The organism is Thermomonospora echinospora (assembly GCF_900108175.1).
Lineage (GTDB): Bacteria > Actinomycetota > Actinomycetes > Streptosporangiales > Streptosporangiaceae > Thermomonospora > Thermomonospora echinospora.
On record NZ_FNVO01000023.1, the window covers coordinates 35,183 to 49,992 of the forward strand.

Below are 14,810 nucleotides of genomic sequence, written 5' to 3' on the forward strand. Positions count from 1 at the left end.
GACCCCCGAGAGGGATACCCTGCCCGCACCTGCAGTAGCAGACACCGGGGCACCGGGTATCGGTTTCACCACGGATCGCATAACACCGTGGAGATCGGGGACGACCGGGGCCATGGCTACTGAGGGCAGTGCAGCCCGGCAGGACCGGCCGTCCCACGCCACCGCCGTCGCCACGACGATCGCAGGTGCGGCGGCGATGGGCGGGTTCCTGTTCGGCTACGACACTTCTGTGATCAACGGGACCGTGGACGCGCTCAAGAGCGAGTTCGGCCTGGAGTCGGTGGCGGTCGGGTTCGTGGTGGCGTCGGCGCTGCTGGGCTGTGCGGTCGGCGCCTGGTTCGCCGGGCCGCTGGCCGACCGGTTCGGCCGGGTGCGGGTGATGCTGCTGGCCAGCCTGCTGTTCGTGGTCAGCGCGCTGGGCTCGGCACTGGCCTTCGGGCCCGCGGACCTGACCTTCTGGCGGGTGGTGGGCGGGCTGGCCGTCGGGGCGGCCTCGGTGATCGCCCCGGCCTACATCGCCGAGATCGCGCCCGCGCACCTGCGCGGTCGGCTGGGCTCGCTGCAGCAGCTGGCGATCGTGACCGGCATCTTCGCCGCACTGCTGGCCGACTACTTCATCGCCCGGGTCTCCGGCGGGGCGGCGGGCGAGTTCCCGCTCGGCGGCGCGGCCTGGCGGTGGATGTTCGCCAGCGCGGCGGTGCCCGCGGTGATCTACGGGATGATCGCGCTGGCCATCCCCGAGTCGCCACGCTACCTGGTCAAGAAGCGCCAAGAGGGCCGGGCCCGCCAGGTGCTGGGCCGGCTGACCGACGGCGACGTGGACGGCAAGATCCGCGACATCGCCCGCACCCTGCGCGAGGACCGCCCGGTGCGGCTGCGCGACCTGCGCGGGCCGCGGCTGGGCCTGCTGCCGATCGTGTGGGTGGGCATCCTGCTGTCGGTCTTCCAGCAGTTCGTCGGCATCAACGTGATCTTCTACTACTCCTCCTCGCTGTGGCAGGCGGTCGGCTTCACCGAGAACGACGCCATGCTCACCTCGGTGATCACCTCGATCACCAACATCGTCACCACGCTGGTGGCCATCGCGCTGGTGGACCGGATCGGCCGCCGCCGGCTGCTGCTGGCCGGCGCCGCGGGGATGACGGTCACGCTGGCGGCGATGGCGATCGCGTTCTCCACCGCGCGGATCGTGGACGGCCAGCCCGAGCTCGGCCCGGTGGCCGGGCCGGTCGCGCTGGTCGCCGCCAACCTGTACGTGTTCGCCTTCGGCGCCACCTGGGGCCCGGTGGTGTGGGTGATGCTCGGGGAGATGTTCAACAACTTCATCCGCGCCGCGGCGCTGGCGGTGGCCGCCTCCGCCCAGTGGATCGCCAACTGGGTGATCACCACGACCTTCCCGGCGATGGCCGACATCGGGCTGTCGTTCGCCTACGGCTTCTACACCCTGTCGGCCGCGCTCGCCTTCGTGTTCGTCTACAAGAGCGTGCGCGAGACCAAGGGCCGGGAACTGGAGGACATGGACGAGGTGGCCGGCGCTCCCGTGGTCACGCGCGCCGGGCGCACCAGGCGTGTCAAGCCGGTGTGAGCCGCGGCTATCATGGGGGACATGGCGCGCGTGTTCTGGTCGACGACGACGCCGGGCATTTCCCGGCGGCTCTCGCTCGCGCGCTGACCAGCGAGCACTCACAGACCCCGGGAGCGATCCCGGGGTCTTGCCGTTCCCGGGGCCGCTCCCGCCCGGCGGAAAGGAACCGATCATGAAGCCGGTCCACTCCGGTGACGGCGACGGCTCGATAGCATCGGGCGTCGGCGATCCCCACCCATCCGACCGAGGAGTATCCGTGTCAACCGTGTCTGAGCTGCGCATCACCCTCGACGGAAGCGAGCGGTTGGTGGCGGCCGGCACCACCGCGGGCCAGGCGCTGGAGGCCGACGGCAAGACCGTCGTCGCCGCCCGGGTCGGCGGCGAGCTGCGCGACCTGGCCCACCCGCTGCGCGACGGGGACCACGTCGAGCCGGTCGAGATCGGCTCCGAGGACGGCCGGGCCATCCTGCGTCACTCCACCGCGCACGTCATGGCGCAGGCGGTGCAGGAACTGTTCCCCGAGGCCAAGCTGGGCATCGGCCCGCCGGTCGAGAACGGCTTCTACTACGACTTCGACGTCGCCGAACCGTTCACCCCCGAGGACCTCAAGCGCATCGAGAAGCGGATGCGCGAGATCGTCAAGCAGGGACAGCAGTTCTCCCGCCGGGCCGTCTCCGACGACGAGGCCCGCGCCGAGCTGGCCGCCGAGCCCTACAAGCTGGAGCTGATCGGCCTCAAGGGCGGCGCCTCGGCCGACGACGGCTCCAGCGTCGAGGTGGGCGCCGGGCAGCTGACCATCTACGACAACCTCGACGCCAAGACCGGCGAGCTGTGCTGGAAGGACCTGTGCCGGGGGCCGCACCTGCCGACCACCCGTAACATCCCGGCCTTCAAGCTGATGCGCTCGGGCGGGGCGTACTGGCGCGGCAGCGAGAAGAACCCGCAGTTGCAGCGGATCTACGGCACCGCCTGGGAGTCCCGCGAGCGCCAGGACGCCTACCTGAAGATGCTCGAGGAGGCCGAGAAGCGCGACCACCGCAAGCTCGGCGTCGAGCTGGACCTGTTCTCCTTCCCCTCGGAGATCGGCGGCGGCCTGGCCATCTGGCACCCCAAGGGCGGCATCGTCCGCAAGGTGATGGAGGACTACTCCCGCAAGCGGCACGAGGAGGACGGCTACGAGTTCGTCGTCACCCCGCACCTGACCAAGTCGACCCTGTTCGAGATCTCCGGGCACCTGGGCTGGTACGCCGACGGCATATACCCGCCGATGGAGATGGAGGGGGCGACCTACTACCCCAAGCCGATGAACTGCCCCATGCACATCACCATCTTCAAGGCGCGGGGCAGGTCGTACCGGGAGCTGCCGCTGCGGATGTTCGAGCTCGGCACCGTCTACCGGTTCGAGAAGTCCGGGGTGCTGCACGGCCTGACCCGGGCCCGCGGCTTCACCCAGGACGACGCGCACATCTTCGTCGCCCCCGACCAGCTGGCCGACGAGCTGGCCAGCCTGCTGAAGTTCGTGGTGGGGCTGCTGCGCGACTTCGGGCTCACCGAGTTCGAGGCCGAGCTGTCCACCCGGCCCGACAAGTACGTCGGCGAGATCGCCGACTGGGAGAAGGCGCAGGACGCGCTGGAGCACGCGCTGCGCGAGGCCGGCATGCCCTACGTCATCGCCGAGGGCGAGGGCGCCTACTACGCGCCCAAGATCGACGTGCACATCCGGGACGCCATCGGCCGCCGCTGGCAGCTGTCCACCCTGCAGGTCGACCTGCAGATGCCGCAGCGCTTCGACATGGAGTTCCAGGCCTCCGACGGCACCCGGCAGCGCCCCTACATGATCCACCGCGCGCTGTTCGGCTCGGTGGAGCGGTTCTTCGCCATCCTGCTGGAGCACTACGCCGGGGCGCTGCCGCCGTGGCTGGCGCCGGTGCAGGTGGTCGGCATCCCGATCGGCGACGCGCACGTGCCGCACCTGGAGAAGGTGGTGGCCGCGCTGCGTGCCCGGGGCATCCGGGCCGAGGTGGACGCCTCCGACGACCGGATGCAGAAGAAGATCCGCAACGCCCAGAAGGCCAAGATCCCGTACATGCTGCTGGCCGGTGACGACGACGTGTCCAAGGACGCGGTCTCGTTCCGCTACCGCAGCGGGGAGCAGAAGAACGGGGTGCCGATCGACGAGGCGGTCGAGGAGATCGTCCGCGCCGTCGAGGAGCGCGTCCAGGTCTGACCGGCCGCGGCGCGCCCCGGGACCGGACCCGCCGGTTCCGGGGCGTGGCCGCGCCGCCGGTTGCTACCCTCGACGCTCCGATCACCACGACCAGGGACACCCCGATGAAGACCAGGAGACGGGCCCCCGGGCGGCGGTCCGGATGGCTGCGGTTCCTCGGCTACGGCGGCTCGACGCTGCTGGTGCTGGCCGCCGTCGCGGTGCTGGCCCTGCCGCTGCTCGGCGGGGGCAGGGACGCCGGTGCTTCGGCGGGCCCTCAGACGACCGGTGATCCGCGGACGGCCGCCGGCCCGCAGGGCGCCGGTGGACGGCAGCAGCCGTCCGCCGCCGGTGACCCGCGGCGGCCCTCCGGCCAAGGCGACGTCCCCGACCCCCGGCAGGACCCCCTCGGCCAGGCGGGCGGCGGCGACCAAGGCCCCGAGATGCCGCTGCCGGGCGGCGGCGCCCGCGACTACTGCCCGCGGGGGCTCGGCGCGGTGCAGTACGGCATGACCGGCCTCACCGTGACCGTCCAGCTGCGGGGCGCCGCCTTCGTGCAGGTGGAGGTCCACCTGCAGGGCCTGACCAGCCTCAAGCAGACCACCCAGGTCAAGGGCGGCAGGCCGCACACCTTCGTCTTCCGGCAGGCCACCGCCGACCGGGTCGAGCGCATCCAGGTCAGGTCGATGGGCACGACCGTCCCGCAGACCTGCGACCTGCGCCTCACCTAGCCCATCGCGCGGCCCGTCACCCGGCCCGTCACTCGCCCCGCCCGGCCGTCTCCCCGGGCCGGTGCACGTCCTCCCCCGGCACCCGCACGTCGTCGACGACCACGTTGACCGCGGTGACGCGCATGCCGAGCATCAGGCTGACCACCCGGGCCACGTTGGTCTTGACCAGCTTGGCGACATCCATGATCACGCAGCCGTACTCGACCACGACGGCCAGGTCCAGCGCCACCTCGTTGCCCTGGGCGTGCACACGGACGCCCGGGGCGCGCTCGCTCGGCGCGGCGACGCCGTCCACCTCCAGCGCGGCCAGCGCGGCGATCTTCTCGATCACCTCGTCCTCGATCGTGATCCGGCCCTTGACCACGGCGGCGGCCTGGGGCGGCACCTGCTCGGCGGGCGGGGCCGGCAGCGGCGCGGCCGGCTCCCCGGCGGCCCCGGACCCGTGGCGCTGGTGCCGTCCGCCGACCTGGGACGGCAGCAGCGGCGGCGGCATCGCGCCGGCCGCTCCCGCCTCGGACGGGGAGCCCGACAGCGGGATCCCGGCGGGTGGTGTGGCGTGCCGGCCCGGCGGGGCCGGGAAGAACGGCATGGGGCCGGCCGCGGGCGGCGGGGCGCTCCCGGGCACCCCGTCCTCCACGGCACGGCTGTCGTCCAGGTCGCTCATGTGATGGCCCCCACCGGTCGGGTCGCTGGGTCCTATCGTGTCGGAAGCGGCCACCGCGACGCCGGAAAAGCGCCGATCATCCGTTCCGGGAAACCCGGATGCGGCGTGGCCCGGCTTCAGGCGGGCGGCCGGCGCTCTCTATGCTGCTGGACAGGCGAGCAAAAGGAGAGCGCCGTCTTGAGCGTAGAGCCGAGGGAGCCCGACATGCCGCAGGCGCGCTTCGACGCGCCCGGGTCCGCCGGTCGGACCATGTGCGAGGTCGAGGAGGAGCGGGGCGGCGCGGGGGCGCCCGACAGCTTCCAGCGACTGTGGACCCCGCACCGGATGGCCTACATCAAGGGCGAGGGCAAGCCCACCGGCGCCGGGCCCGAGGACGGCTGCCCCTTCTGCGAGATCCCCAAGATGGACGATGTGGAGGGCCTCATCGTGGCCCGCGGGGACGTGGTGTTCGTCGTCCTCAACCTCTACCCGTACAACTCCGGGCACCTCATGGTCGTCCCGTACCGGCACATCGCCGACTACACCGAGCTGGACCCGGCCGAGACGGCGGAGCTGGCCGAGTTCACCAAACGGTCCCTGACCGCGCTGCGCAAGGCCAGCGGAGCCCAGGGCTTCAACGTCGGGCTCAACCTCGGCGGGGTGGCCGGGGCCGGCATCGCCGCGCACCTGCACCAGCACATCGTCCCCCGCTGGGGCGGCGACACCAACTTCATGCCGGTGATCGGCCACACCAAGGTGCTGCCGCAACTGCTGCGCGACACCCGGCAACTGCTGGCCGACGCCTGGCCCAAGGGGTGACGCGGTGACGGCCGGCGGGCGGCCGGTGCTGGTCTACGACGGCGACTGCGCCTTTTGCACCGGCTGCGTACGGTTTGTCGAACGGCGTGTCCCGACCGGTGCGCGGCTGGTGCCGTTCCAGTTCACCGACCTGGACGCGCTCGGCATAGCCCCGGAACGGGCCGCCCGCGAGATCGTCTGGGTGGATTGCGACGGGCGCCGGTACGGAGGGGCGCAGGCGGTGGCCAGGCTGCTGATGGACGCGGGCGGGCCGTGGTGGCCGCTGGGCGCCCTGATCCGGATCCCGCCGTTGCGCTGGGCGGCGCACGGCGTGTACCGGCTGGTCGCGGCCAACCGTCACCGCCTGCCCGGCGGCACCGCCGCCTGCGCGCTGCCGCCCGCCGAGCGCCCCGGCGCGGCACCACCGGCCGCCTGACGGCCCGCCCGCCGCCGCAGGCCTCATCCCTCCGCCGCCACCAGCCCGTCGCGGGTCTCCTCGCGCTCGCGGTCGCCCGGAGCCCGCCGCGGCCAGGGCAGCCGTTCCAGGGGCAGGAACGCCGCCAGCCAGATCGCGTGCGGCAGGAAGTGGATGGTCATCAGGGCGTACGTCACGACGTGGAAGCCCGCGAAGAACGCCACCCCCAGCAACAGCCACCGGCCGCGCGCCACCAGCAGCAGCGGTGAGGCGAACTCGGCGACGAGCGTCACCCACTGCCCGGCCCGCAGCAGGCCGGGATAGTCGGTCAGCAGGCGACCGGGCGGCGTGCCCCGGCGGTTCAGCGCCCACTGCAGGGTCGCGCCGTTGGGCCAGCCGGGGCCGCCGATGCGCATCTTCGCCCACGCCGACAGGAAGTAGGCGGCCACGACCGCGATCTGGACACAGCGCGCCGCCCACCCGGACGCCTCGCAGCCCTCCCGGTCGCCGATGCGCGCCCGCCCCGCCGTGGGCAGCACGAACAGGGCCACGACCAGGGCCAGGTGATCGTGGTCGACCTTGCCGTACGACATGCTGATCGTGACCCACCACAGGTAACCGAGCGCAGCCACCAGCCCGGCGGCCCGGGGCAGCCGGCCCGCCGCCGCCAGCGCCGCCGCCGCCAGCGTGACGGCCAGCAGTGCGTACATCGCGCCCGGGGTGGGGGCGGGCAGGTGCACCAGCCGGGCCAGCAGCACCGGCTGGTAGAGGGAGGGCGGCAGGTGCGCGTGCGCCAGCGTGCTGTTGGTCAGCAGCAGCATGTCGAACGGCAGGAACCCGTAGGCCAGGATGCGCAGCCAGGCGATGCGCGCGCGGGGGACCGGCGGGTACCACCAGCGGCCGAGCGCCCTCACCGGACCGTCCAGACCACGCGGTCGAACTGCCGGGTGGAGACCACCTCGCCGCGCCGCAGCGTTCTGATCTGCTTCACCACGTAGATCTTCGTCAGGGCCGGGCGGTCCGGATGGAGCCGGCGCTGCCCGTCGGCGATGCCCTGCAGCAGGGACGGGTCGCGGACCAGCCGGTCCATCTGCCCCTCCACCTCGGCGCGCTTGAGACCCGAGCCCACCGCGTCCATGGACAGCCGGATACGCCGGCCGTCGGCGGTGTCGGCCTCCAGCCAATGGGAGTGGATCTCGCCGCCGTCCTCGTCGACCGCGAACGCGAACTGGGTCATCGGCCCCAGCGGGAAGTGGTCGTCGGAGCCGTACGCACTGCTCCAGCACAGCGCCCCCAGCACGGCGGCGGCCGCCGCCGATCGCCACAGCCGGGCCCGCGGGCCGAGCCGCCGTCGTTCCCCCTGCATGGCCGACGCCGCCCTTGTCCGTGCGAGTGTGTCTGTGTGAGCGCGCCGGGCATGGCCGGCGCGTGGCCACCCTATCGACCTTGATCACCGATGTTGGGGCATTACGCGAACCTCGCGCCGGATCGTCCCCGCCCGCCAAAGCACCCCAGGGCACCTCAAGGCGTGCCAAAGCCCGCGGTCCGTTCCGGGCCACGGGCCTTGGCGGCGCCGTGCTCGGTCCTGGCCGAGTCCCGGCTCAGTCCTGTCCGGCGGCGGCGGTCATCTTGCCGGCCAGATGCGACGGCAGCGGCTCGTACCGCAGGAAGCGGCGGCTGAACGTGCCGGTGCCCTGCGACATCGAGCGCAGGTCGATGGCGTAACGGGTGATCTCCAACTGCGGCACCTCCGCCTTGACCATGGTCCGGCCGCCGGGCACCGACTCGCTGCCCAGCACCCGGCCACGGCGCGCCGACAGGTCCGACATCACCGCGCCGACGTAGTCGTCGGGCACCAGCACCCCGATCTCGTCCACCGGCTCCAGCAGCAGCATCGGGACCTTGGCGGCGGCGTCCTTGAGAGCCAGCGCGCCGGCGGTCTGGAACGCCATGTCGGAGGAGTCCACCGAGTGCGCCTTGCCGTCGTAGAGCCGGACCCGGATGTCCACCACCGGATAGCCGGCCGCCACGCCCCGGGCCATCTGGCTCTTGACGCCCTTCTCCACCGACGGGATGAACTGGCGTGGCACCACCCCGCCGACGATCTTGTCGGCGAACTCGAAGCCCTCGCCGGAGCCCAGCGGCTCGACCTCGACGTGACAGATGGCGTACTGGCCGTGCCCGCCGCTCTGCTTGACGTGCCGGCCCAGGCCCTGGGCGCGCCCGCCGAACGTCTCCCGCAGCGGCACCCGCAGCTCGACGGTCTCCACCTCGACCCCGTACCGCGCCGACAGCCGGTCCAGCAGGACGTCGGCGTGCGCCTCGCCCATGCACCACAGCACCAGCTGGCGGGTCTCGGAGTTGTTCTCCAGCCGCAGTGTGGGGTCCTCGGCGACCAGCCGGGCCAGCGCCTGGCTGAGCTTGTCCTCGTCGGCCTTGGACTTGGCCTCGATCGCCACCGGCAGCAGTGGGTCGGGCATCTGCCAGGGCGTCATCAGCAGCGGGTTCTCCTTGTCGGAGACGGTGTCGCCGGTCTCGGCGTGGGTGAGCTTGGCCACCGCGCAGATGTCGCCGGCCGGGCAGGAGCCAATCGGCCGCTGGGTCTTGCCCAGCGGGGACGTCAGCGCGCCGACGCGCTCGTCGACGTCGTGGTCCTCGTGGCCGCGGTCGGCCATGCCGTGCCCGGAGACGTGCACCGTCATGTCCGGCCGCAGCGTGCCGGAGAAGACCCGCACCAGCGAGATCCGCCCCACGTACGGGTCGGAGACGGTCTTGACCACCTCGGCCACCAGCGGTCCGTCCGGGTCGCACTCGACGCGGTCCACGGGTTTGCCGTCCACCGTGGTCACCGGCGGGACGCCGTGCTCCAGGGGGGAGGGGAACGCCTGGGTGACGACCTCCAGCAGTTCGGCCATGCCGATGACGGGCCCGGGGTGGTCGCCGTGCGGCACCGAGGTGGCCAGCACCGGGTGGAAGCCGCCCCGCGCGACGGCCTTCTCCATGTCCTCGATCAGCGACCGGACGTCGAGGTCCTCCCCGGCGAGGTACCGGTCCATCAGGCCCTCGTCCTCGCTCTCCTGGATGATCGCCTCGATCAGGCTCGCCCGCTGTTCCTCGACGCGGTCGGCGTAGGCCGGGTCCGGCTCGCACGCCACCCGCTCGCCGGTGGCGTAGTCCCAGCAGGTCCGCGACAGCAGCCCGTACAGCCTGTCGCTGGCCGGGAAGTAGCACGGCAGCACGCCGTCGCCGAAGGCCTCCTGGCAGGCCGCCACCACCTCGTCGAAGTCGCCCCGCTGCTGGTCGATCTTGGTGATCACCACTGCCCGGGGCATGCCGACGGCGGCGCACTCCTCCCACAGCATCCGGGTCAGGCCGTCGACCCCGTCCACCGCCGACACCACGAACAGCGCGGCGTCGGCGGCCCGCAGGCCGGCCCGCAGGTCCCCGACGAAGTCGGCGTACCCGGGGGCGTCCAGCAGGTTGACCTTGACGCCCCCGTGCACCAGCGGCGCCAGGCTCAGGTTGATCGAACGGTGCTGGCGCACCTCCACCTCGTCATGGTCGCTGACCGTCGAGCCGTCCTCGACGCGACCGGGCCGCTGGATCGTACCGGTCGCAGCGAGCAGCGCCTCGACGAGCGTGGTCTTGCCGGCTCCCGAATGGCCGACCAGCACGACGTTGCGGATCCTGTCGGGCCGGACGGCCTCCGGCGCCCTGCCCGCGGCTCCCGGGTGTCCGGGCTTGTCCGCCCTCCGGTCAGTCATGGCTTCCTCCCTCGACAGCGGACCTCCCGCCGGGAGACCCGCGCGGATCCGGCCCGGTCCGAGGGATCGGGCCGCTCACGTGCCGAGTGCGGCGCCGTGGGGTGACCGGCGTCACACCCGTTGAACCACAATTTCCCGCCCGGGAGCCGAACACAAGGGGGTGTGACCGGAAAGACAGGAGTTGTATGGGCTAATGAGGAATGTCCTAGACGGAATCCGGAGGTGCCGCGGGCGGCCGGTCCACCCGCCCACCCGGCCCTTCGGTAGATCAGCCACTACGATGGGCGCCCCGTGGCACTCATGCCCGGAGCCCCCTGACCACCCGCGGACGATCGGACGGCGATGCTCAACAAACTGCGGCCCGCGCTGGGGCGCGTCCTGACCCCGATCGGCCGGGCCGTGGCGCGCACCGGAGTGTCGCCCAACACGATCACGGTGATCGGTACGGTCGGCGTGGCGGCCGGCGCGCTCGTCCTGTTCCCCCGCGGCGAGTTCTTCTGGGGCACGCTGGTGATCACCGCGTTCGTGCTGTTCGACATGCTGGACGGGGCGGTCGCCCGGGTCACCGGCCGGATCAGCAAGTGGGGCGCGTTCCTGGACTCCACCATGGACCGGGTCGCCGACGCCGCCATCTTCGCCGGGCTGGCGGTCGGGCTGCTGGACGGCGACCGGCGGCCGGCGGCCTTCGTGGCGCTGTACTGCCTGGTGGCCGGGGTGGTGGTCTCCTACGCCAAGGCCCGCGCCGAGGGGCTGGGCTACACCTGCGACGTCGGCATCGCCGAGCGCTCCGAGCGGCTGATCATCGTGCTGGTGGCGGCCGGGCTCGACGGCCTCGGCGTGCCCTACGTGCTGGTCGCCGCGCTGTGGGCGCTGGCCGCGCTGAGCACCTTCACCGTGGGGCAGCGGTTCGCCGCCGTCCACCGCCAGACGCTGGACCGGCCCGCCGAACCCCGCGTCCCGGAGCCGCGTCCATGACGCCGACCCCCGTTGGCCGTCTCCGCGACGAGGCCGCCGACGCCGCGTACGCGCTCGGCTGGACGGTGGTCCGCAAGATGCCCGAGCGGGCCGCGCGCCTGCTGTTCACCGCGCTGGCCGACCAGACCTGGCAGCGGCGCGGCGGGGGAGTGCGGCAACTGGAGAGGAACCTGTGCCGGGTGCTGGGCAAGGACTCCGTCGACGACGAGGTCCGTGTCCTCAGCAAGCGGGTGATGCGCTCCTACATGCGCTACTGGCTGGAGGTCTTCCGGCTGCCGGAGTTCGGCCGCGGGCGCGTTCTGCGCGACATGCTGGCCGAGGGCCACGAGAAGGTGTTCGCCGCCCTCGACTCCGGCCGCGGCGTCGTCCTGGCCCTGCCGCACATGGGCAACTACGAGCAGGCCGGTGCCTGGGTCGCGCTGCACGGCTACCCGCTCACCACCGTCGCCGAACGGCTGCGCCCCGAGTCGCTGTTCGACCGGTTCGTGGCCTTCCGCCGGAGCCTGGGCATGGAGGTGCTGCCGCTGGGCGACGGCACCGGCGCCACCGTGTTCGGCACTCTGGCCCGGCGGCTGCGCGCCGGGCGACTGGTCTGCCTGGTCGCCGACCGCGACCTCACCGAGGGCGGGATCGAGGTCGACTTCTTCGGCCGGCTTGCCCGCATGCCCGGCGGCCCCGCCGCCCTGGCTGTGCAGACCGGTGCCGCGCTGTACCCGGTCACGCTCTGGTACGAGGGCGACAAGTGGGCCGCCCGCGTCCACGAGGAGATCGTCGTGCCGGAGGCCGGCGGCCGCAAGGACAAGATCCGCGTGATGACCCAGCGGCTCGCCCTGGTCTTCCAGGAGGGCATCGCCGAGCACCCCGAGGACTGGCACATGCTCCAGAGAGTCTGGGTGGAGGACCTGTCGTGAAGATCGGCATCGTCTGCCCCTACACCTGGGACGTCCCCGGCGGGGTGCAGCAGCACATCCGGGATCTGGCCGAGGCCCTCATCGCGGTCGGCCACCAGGTGTCCGTGCTGACCCCGGCCGACGACGACGCCCCGCTGCCCTACTACGTGGTGGGGGCCGGGCGCGCGGTGCCGGTGCCCTACAACGGGTCGGTGGCCCGGCTGGCGTTCGGCTTCCTGTCGGCGGGCCGGGTGCGGCGTTGGATCCGCGAGGGCGGTTTCGACGTACTGCACGTCCACGAGCCGGCCGCCCCCTCGCTGGGCATCCTGGCCTGCTGGGCCGCCGACGGCCCGATCGTGGGCACCTTCCACGCCTCCTACGAGCGGTCCCGGATGGTGTCGGTGACCGCGCCCATCCTGCAGAGCGCCCTGGAGAAGGTCACCGGGCGGATCGCGGTGTCGGAGGCCGCCCGCAAGACCCTGGTGGAGCATCTGGGCGGCGACGCCGTCCTGATCCCCAACGGCGTGGCCACCGAGCGGTACGCGATGGCCGACCCGCTGCCCGGCTGGCCCGGCCGCGGCGACGGCGCCGAGCCCCGCCCCGACGGCGGCACGCTGGGCTTCCTCGGCCGCATCGACGAGCCCCGCAAGGGCCTGCAGGTGCTGCTGAAGGCGTTCGAGATCCTCGGCCGGCGGCGGCCGGGGCTGCGGCTGCTGGTGGCCGGGCCCGGCGACGCCGACGACGTGCTCGCCAAGGTCTCCCCGCAGTTGCGCGACCGGGTGGTGATGCTGGGCTTGGTCAGCGACGAGGACAAGATCCGCGCCTACCACTCGGTGGACGTGTTCGTGGCGCCCAACCTGGGCGGGGAGAGCTTCGGCATCGTGCTCGCCGAGGCGATGTCGGCGGGCGCCCCCATCCTGGCCAGCGACATCGAGGCGTTCCGCCGAGTGCTGCTGGACGGCAGGGCCGGCGCGCTGTTCCCGGTCGGCGACCACGAGGCGCTGGCCGAGGCCGCCGCCGAACTGCTGGACGACCCGGCGCGCCGCAAGCTGCTGTCGGCCGAGGCCCGCGCCGCCGTCCGCGCCTACGACTGGTCCACCGTCGCCCGCGACGTGGTCCGCGTGTACGAGACCGTCGCGGTCGACGGCGCCGGCGTCGTCGAGTCCGGGGTCGGCGCCTGATGGGCCCGGACTGGCTGCTGGACGTCCTGCTGTGGGCGGCGGGCCTGTTCCTGCTCGGCCTGTACGTGTCCTGGCGGGCGACCCGGCTCGACCGGCTGCACGTACGGGTGGAGACCGCCCGCGCCGCGCTGGACGCCGCGCTGGTGCGCCGCGCCGCCGTCGCCCTGGAACTGGCCGCCTCCCGGGTGCTGGATCCGGCCACCAGCCTGGTGCTGGCCACCGCCGCGCACGAGGCCCGCACCGCCGACGCCGACGGCCGCGAGTTCGCCGAAAGCGACCTGTCGCGCGCCCTGCGCGCGGTGGTCGACCAGCCGGACTTCCGCGCCATGCTCGCCTCCCGCGGCGACGGCACGGCGCTGCTGGACGAACTGGAGGCCGCCGCCCAGAAGGTCGCCTTCGCCCGCCGGTTCTACAACGATGCCGTCGCGGCCACCCGCATCGCCCGCCGCAAGCTGCTGGTGCGGATGATCCCGCTGGCCGGCCGGGCGCCGGTGCCCGACTTCTTCGAGATCGACGACGCGGCGCCCCGGTTCTGAGCGGGCGGGCGGCGCCGGTTCCGTTACGCTCGGCCCGTGCGCCGCAAACGCCGGGGAAAGGGTTGAATGTGCGATTCGCGACGAGCCGGGCCGCCGCCACGCTCGGCATCTGCGCCCTGGGAGCGGGCCTGACCGCCTGCTCGGGCGACGATCCGAAGCCGCCCGCGCCGGCCGCCACCCCCACGCCGACCCCGTCCGCTCTGCCCTACCACCCGTTCGACGGGGGCCGGGACGGCCTGCGCAACCCGGTGCTGGCCGTCAAGATCGAGAACACCCGGCCGGCGCTGCCGCAGTCGGGGGTCCGCGCGGCCGACATCGTCTACGTCGAGCAGGTCGAGGGCGGCGAGACCCGGCTGATGGCGGTCTACTCCTCCAAGCTGCCCAAGCGGGTGGGCCCGGTACGCAGCGCCCGCATCTCCGACCTGGAGATCCTGCGCCAGTACGGCAGGCCCGCGTTCGCGTTCTCCGGGGTGAACCCCGAGTTCAAGCCGCAGATCCGGCGGGCGCCCATCTACGAGGTCTCACAGGAGACCGGCGGCTCGGCCTACTACCGCCACGGCCCGCGGCCCATCCCGTACAACCTCTACGCCGACCCGAAAGACCTGCTGAAGAAGGCGCCCAGGGCCGGCCTCCCCCGCGACATCGGCTTCCGCTTCGGCCCGCCCCCGGCGGGAGGCAAGCCCACCGACGGCTACACGGCCCGATGGCCCGCCGCGACCATGGGCTTCACGTGGTCGGCCAAGGAGAAGCGCTGGCTGTCGACCCATGGGGGGCGCACCAACACCGCCGCCGAGGGCGGCGTGCTGGGCGGCGAGACGATCGTCATCCAGTACGCCAAGATGACCCGCTCCCGCTTCCGGGACGTCCTGGGCGCCTATACCCCGATCATCCACTCCGTCGGCAGCGGCCGGGCCCTGGTGCTGCGCGACGGCATGTCCTACGACGCGCGCTGGGCGCGGCCCAGCGCCGACAAGGGCACCACCTTCACCACCGCGGACGGCAAGCCGATGACCTTCGCCCCCGGCCAGGTCTGGATCGTCCTGGTCAACGACGGCAAGCCGGTCATCCCCTGACCGGAGCCCCGGC

14 protein-coding genes are annotated in these 14,810 nt (G+C 72.9%); 10 read left to right on the plus strand and 4 right to left on the minus strand.

Annotation, left to right across the window (positions count from 1 at the left end):
• Window positions 1-112: 112 nt before the first annotated feature.
• The 3 genes from C4U03_RS33155 (at window position 113) to C4U03_RS33165 (ending at window position 4,522) form a co-directional block, all read left to right on the plus strand.
• The gene (locus C4U03_RS33155) at window positions 113-1,585 is read left to right on the plus strand and encodes a sugar porter family MFS transporter (protein ID WP_103943663.1); all 1,473 of its coding nucleotides are present in this window, start codon (window positions 113-115) and stop codon (window positions 1,583-1,585) included.
• A 256-nt stretch (window positions 1,586-1,841) separates the two neighbouring features.
• Entirely contained in the window at window positions 1,842-3,812 is a 1,971-nt protein-coding gene (gene thrS, locus C4U03_RS33160; RefSeq protein WP_103943665.1) for a threonine--tRNA ligase, read from the plus strand.
• 104 nt (window positions 3,813-3,916) lie between these two features.
• Entirely contained in the window at window positions 3,917-4,522 is a 606-nt protein-coding gene (locus tag C4U03_RS33165) for a hypothetical protein (protein ID WP_103943667.1), read from the plus strand.
• 28 nt (window positions 4,523-4,550) lie between these two features.
• On the opposite strand, the gene C4U03_RS41430 is transcribed toward C4U03_RS33165, so the two are convergent.
• Entirely contained in the window at window positions 4,551-5,186 is a 636-nt protein-coding gene (locus C4U03_RS41430) for an Asp23/Gls24 family envelope stress response protein (RefSeq protein ID WP_200827645.1), read from the minus strand.
• Window positions 5,187-5,435: 249 nt separating this feature from the next.
• Between C4U03_RS41430 and C4U03_RS33175 the strand changes: the two genes are divergently transcribed.
• Both C4U03_RS33175 and C4U03_RS33180 read left to right on the plus strand, forming a co-directional pair.
• Window positions 5,436-5,984: an HIT family protein gene (locus C4U03_RS33175; RefSeq protein WP_235018298.1), complete on the plus strand. Its 549-nt coding sequence runs from the start codon at window positions 5,436-5,438 to the stop codon at window positions 5,982-5,984.
• Between the two features lie 4 nt (window positions 5,985-5,988).
• A complete protein-coding gene (locus C4U03_RS33180) occupies window positions 5,989-6,399 on the plus strand; it encodes a thiol-disulfide oxidoreductase DCC family protein (RefSeq protein WP_103943671.1) in 411 nt (136 codons plus the stop codon).
• Between the two features lie 23 nt (window positions 6,400-6,422).
• On the opposite strand, the gene C4U03_RS33185 is transcribed toward C4U03_RS33180, so the two are convergent.
• The 3 genes from C4U03_RS33185 to C4U03_RS33195 all read right to left on the minus strand — a co-directional run bounded on the left by C4U03_RS33185 (window position 6,423) and on the right by C4U03_RS33195 (window position 10,142).
• Window positions 6,423-7,292, minus strand: a complete 870-nt coding sequence (locus C4U03_RS33185) for an HTTM domain-containing protein (RefSeq protein ID WP_103943673.1) — start codon at window positions 7,290-7,292, stop codon at window positions 6,423-6,425.
• Window positions 7,289-7,744, minus strand: coding sequence for a hypothetical protein (locus C4U03_RS33190; RefSeq protein WP_103943675.1), 456 nt, complete (start codon window positions 7,742-7,744; stop codon window positions 7,289-7,291). The genes C4U03_RS33185 and C4U03_RS33190 overlap by 4 nt, the downstream gene beginning before the upstream one ends.
• 235 nt (window positions 7,745-7,979) lie before the next feature.
• Complete coding sequence (locus C4U03_RS33195; protein ID WP_103943677.1) at window positions 7,980-10,142, minus strand: elongation factor G-like protein EF-G2; 2,163 nt, start codon at window positions 10,140-10,142, stop codon at window positions 7,980-7,982.
• Between the two features lie 342 nt (window positions 10,143-10,484).
• Between C4U03_RS33195 and pgsA the strand changes: the two genes are divergently transcribed.
• The 5 genes from pgsA (at window position 10,485) to C4U03_RS33220 (ending at window position 14,797) form a co-directional block, all read left to right on the plus strand.
• Window positions 10,485-11,117, plus strand: a complete 633-nt coding sequence (gene pgsA / locus C4U03_RS33200) for a phosphatidylinositol phosphate synthase (protein ID WP_103943679.1) — start codon at window positions 10,485-10,487, stop codon at window positions 11,115-11,117.
• On the plus strand, window positions 11,114-12,028 hold the full coding sequence (locus C4U03_RS33205) for a phosphatidylinositol mannoside acyltransferase (RefSeq protein WP_103943681.1): 915 nt from the start codon (window positions 11,114-11,116) through the stop codon (window positions 12,026-12,028). Before pgsA ends, C4U03_RS33205 begins: the two co-directional genes overlap by 4 nt.
• The gene (locus tag C4U03_RS33210) at window positions 12,025-13,188 is read left to right on the plus strand and encodes a glycosyltransferase family 4 protein (protein WP_103943683.1); all 1,164 of its coding nucleotides are present in this window, start codon (window positions 12,025-12,027) and stop codon (window positions 13,186-13,188) included. Before C4U03_RS33205 ends, C4U03_RS33210 begins: the two co-directional genes overlap by 4 nt.
• The gene (locus C4U03_RS33215; RefSeq protein WP_103943685.1) at window positions 13,188-13,724 is read left to right on the plus strand and encodes a LemA family protein; all 537 of its coding nucleotides are present in this window, start codon (window positions 13,188-13,190) and stop codon (window positions 13,722-13,724) included. Before C4U03_RS33210 ends, C4U03_RS33215 begins: the two co-directional genes overlap by 1 nt.
• Before the next feature lie 68 nt (window positions 13,725-13,792).
• Window positions 13,793-14,797, plus strand: a complete 1,005-nt coding sequence (locus tag C4U03_RS33220) for a DUF3048 domain-containing protein (protein WP_235018294.1) — start codon at window positions 13,793-13,795, stop codon at window positions 14,795-14,797.
• Window positions 14,798-14,810 lie beyond the last annotated feature (13 nt).

Bases quoted from the DNA above. Each gene is read 5' to 3' on its own strand.
- pgsA (WP_103943679.1), top strand. From the start codon at position 10,485: ATGCTCAACAAACTGCGGCCCGCGCTGGGGCGCGTCCTGACCCCGATC.
- C4U03_RS41430 (WP_200827645.1), bottom strand. From the start codon at position 5,186: ATGAGCGACCTGGACGACAGCCGTGCCGTGGAGGACGGGGTGCCCGGG.
- C4U03_RS33190 (WP_103943675.1), bottom strand. From the start codon at position 7,744: ATGCAGGGGGAACGACGGCGGCTCGGCCCGCGGGCCCGGCTGTGGCGA.
- C4U03_RS33215 (WP_103943685.1), top strand. From the start codon at position 13,188: ATGGGCCCGGACTGGCTGCTGGACGTCCTGCTGTGGGCGGCGGGCCTG.
- C4U03_RS33205 (WP_103943681.1), top strand. From the start codon at position 11,114: ATGACGCCGACCCCCGTTGGCCGTCTCCGCGACGAGGCCGCCGACGCC.
- C4U03_RS33165 (WP_103943667.1), top strand. From the start codon at position 3,917: ATGAAGACCAGGAGACGGGCCCCCGGGCGGCGGTCCGGATGGCTGCGG.
- C4U03_RS33195 (WP_103943677.1), bottom strand. From the start codon at position 10,142: ATGACTGACCGGAGGGCGGACAAGCCCGGACACCCGGGAGCCGCGGGC.
- C4U03_RS33155 (WP_103943663.1), top strand. From the start codon at position 113: ATGGCTACTGAGGGCAGTGCAGCCCGGCAGGACCGGCCGTCCCACGCC.
- C4U03_RS33175 (WP_235018298.1), top strand. From the start codon at position 5,436: ATGTGCGAGGTCGAGGAGGAGCGGGGCGGCGCGGGGGCGCCCGACAGC.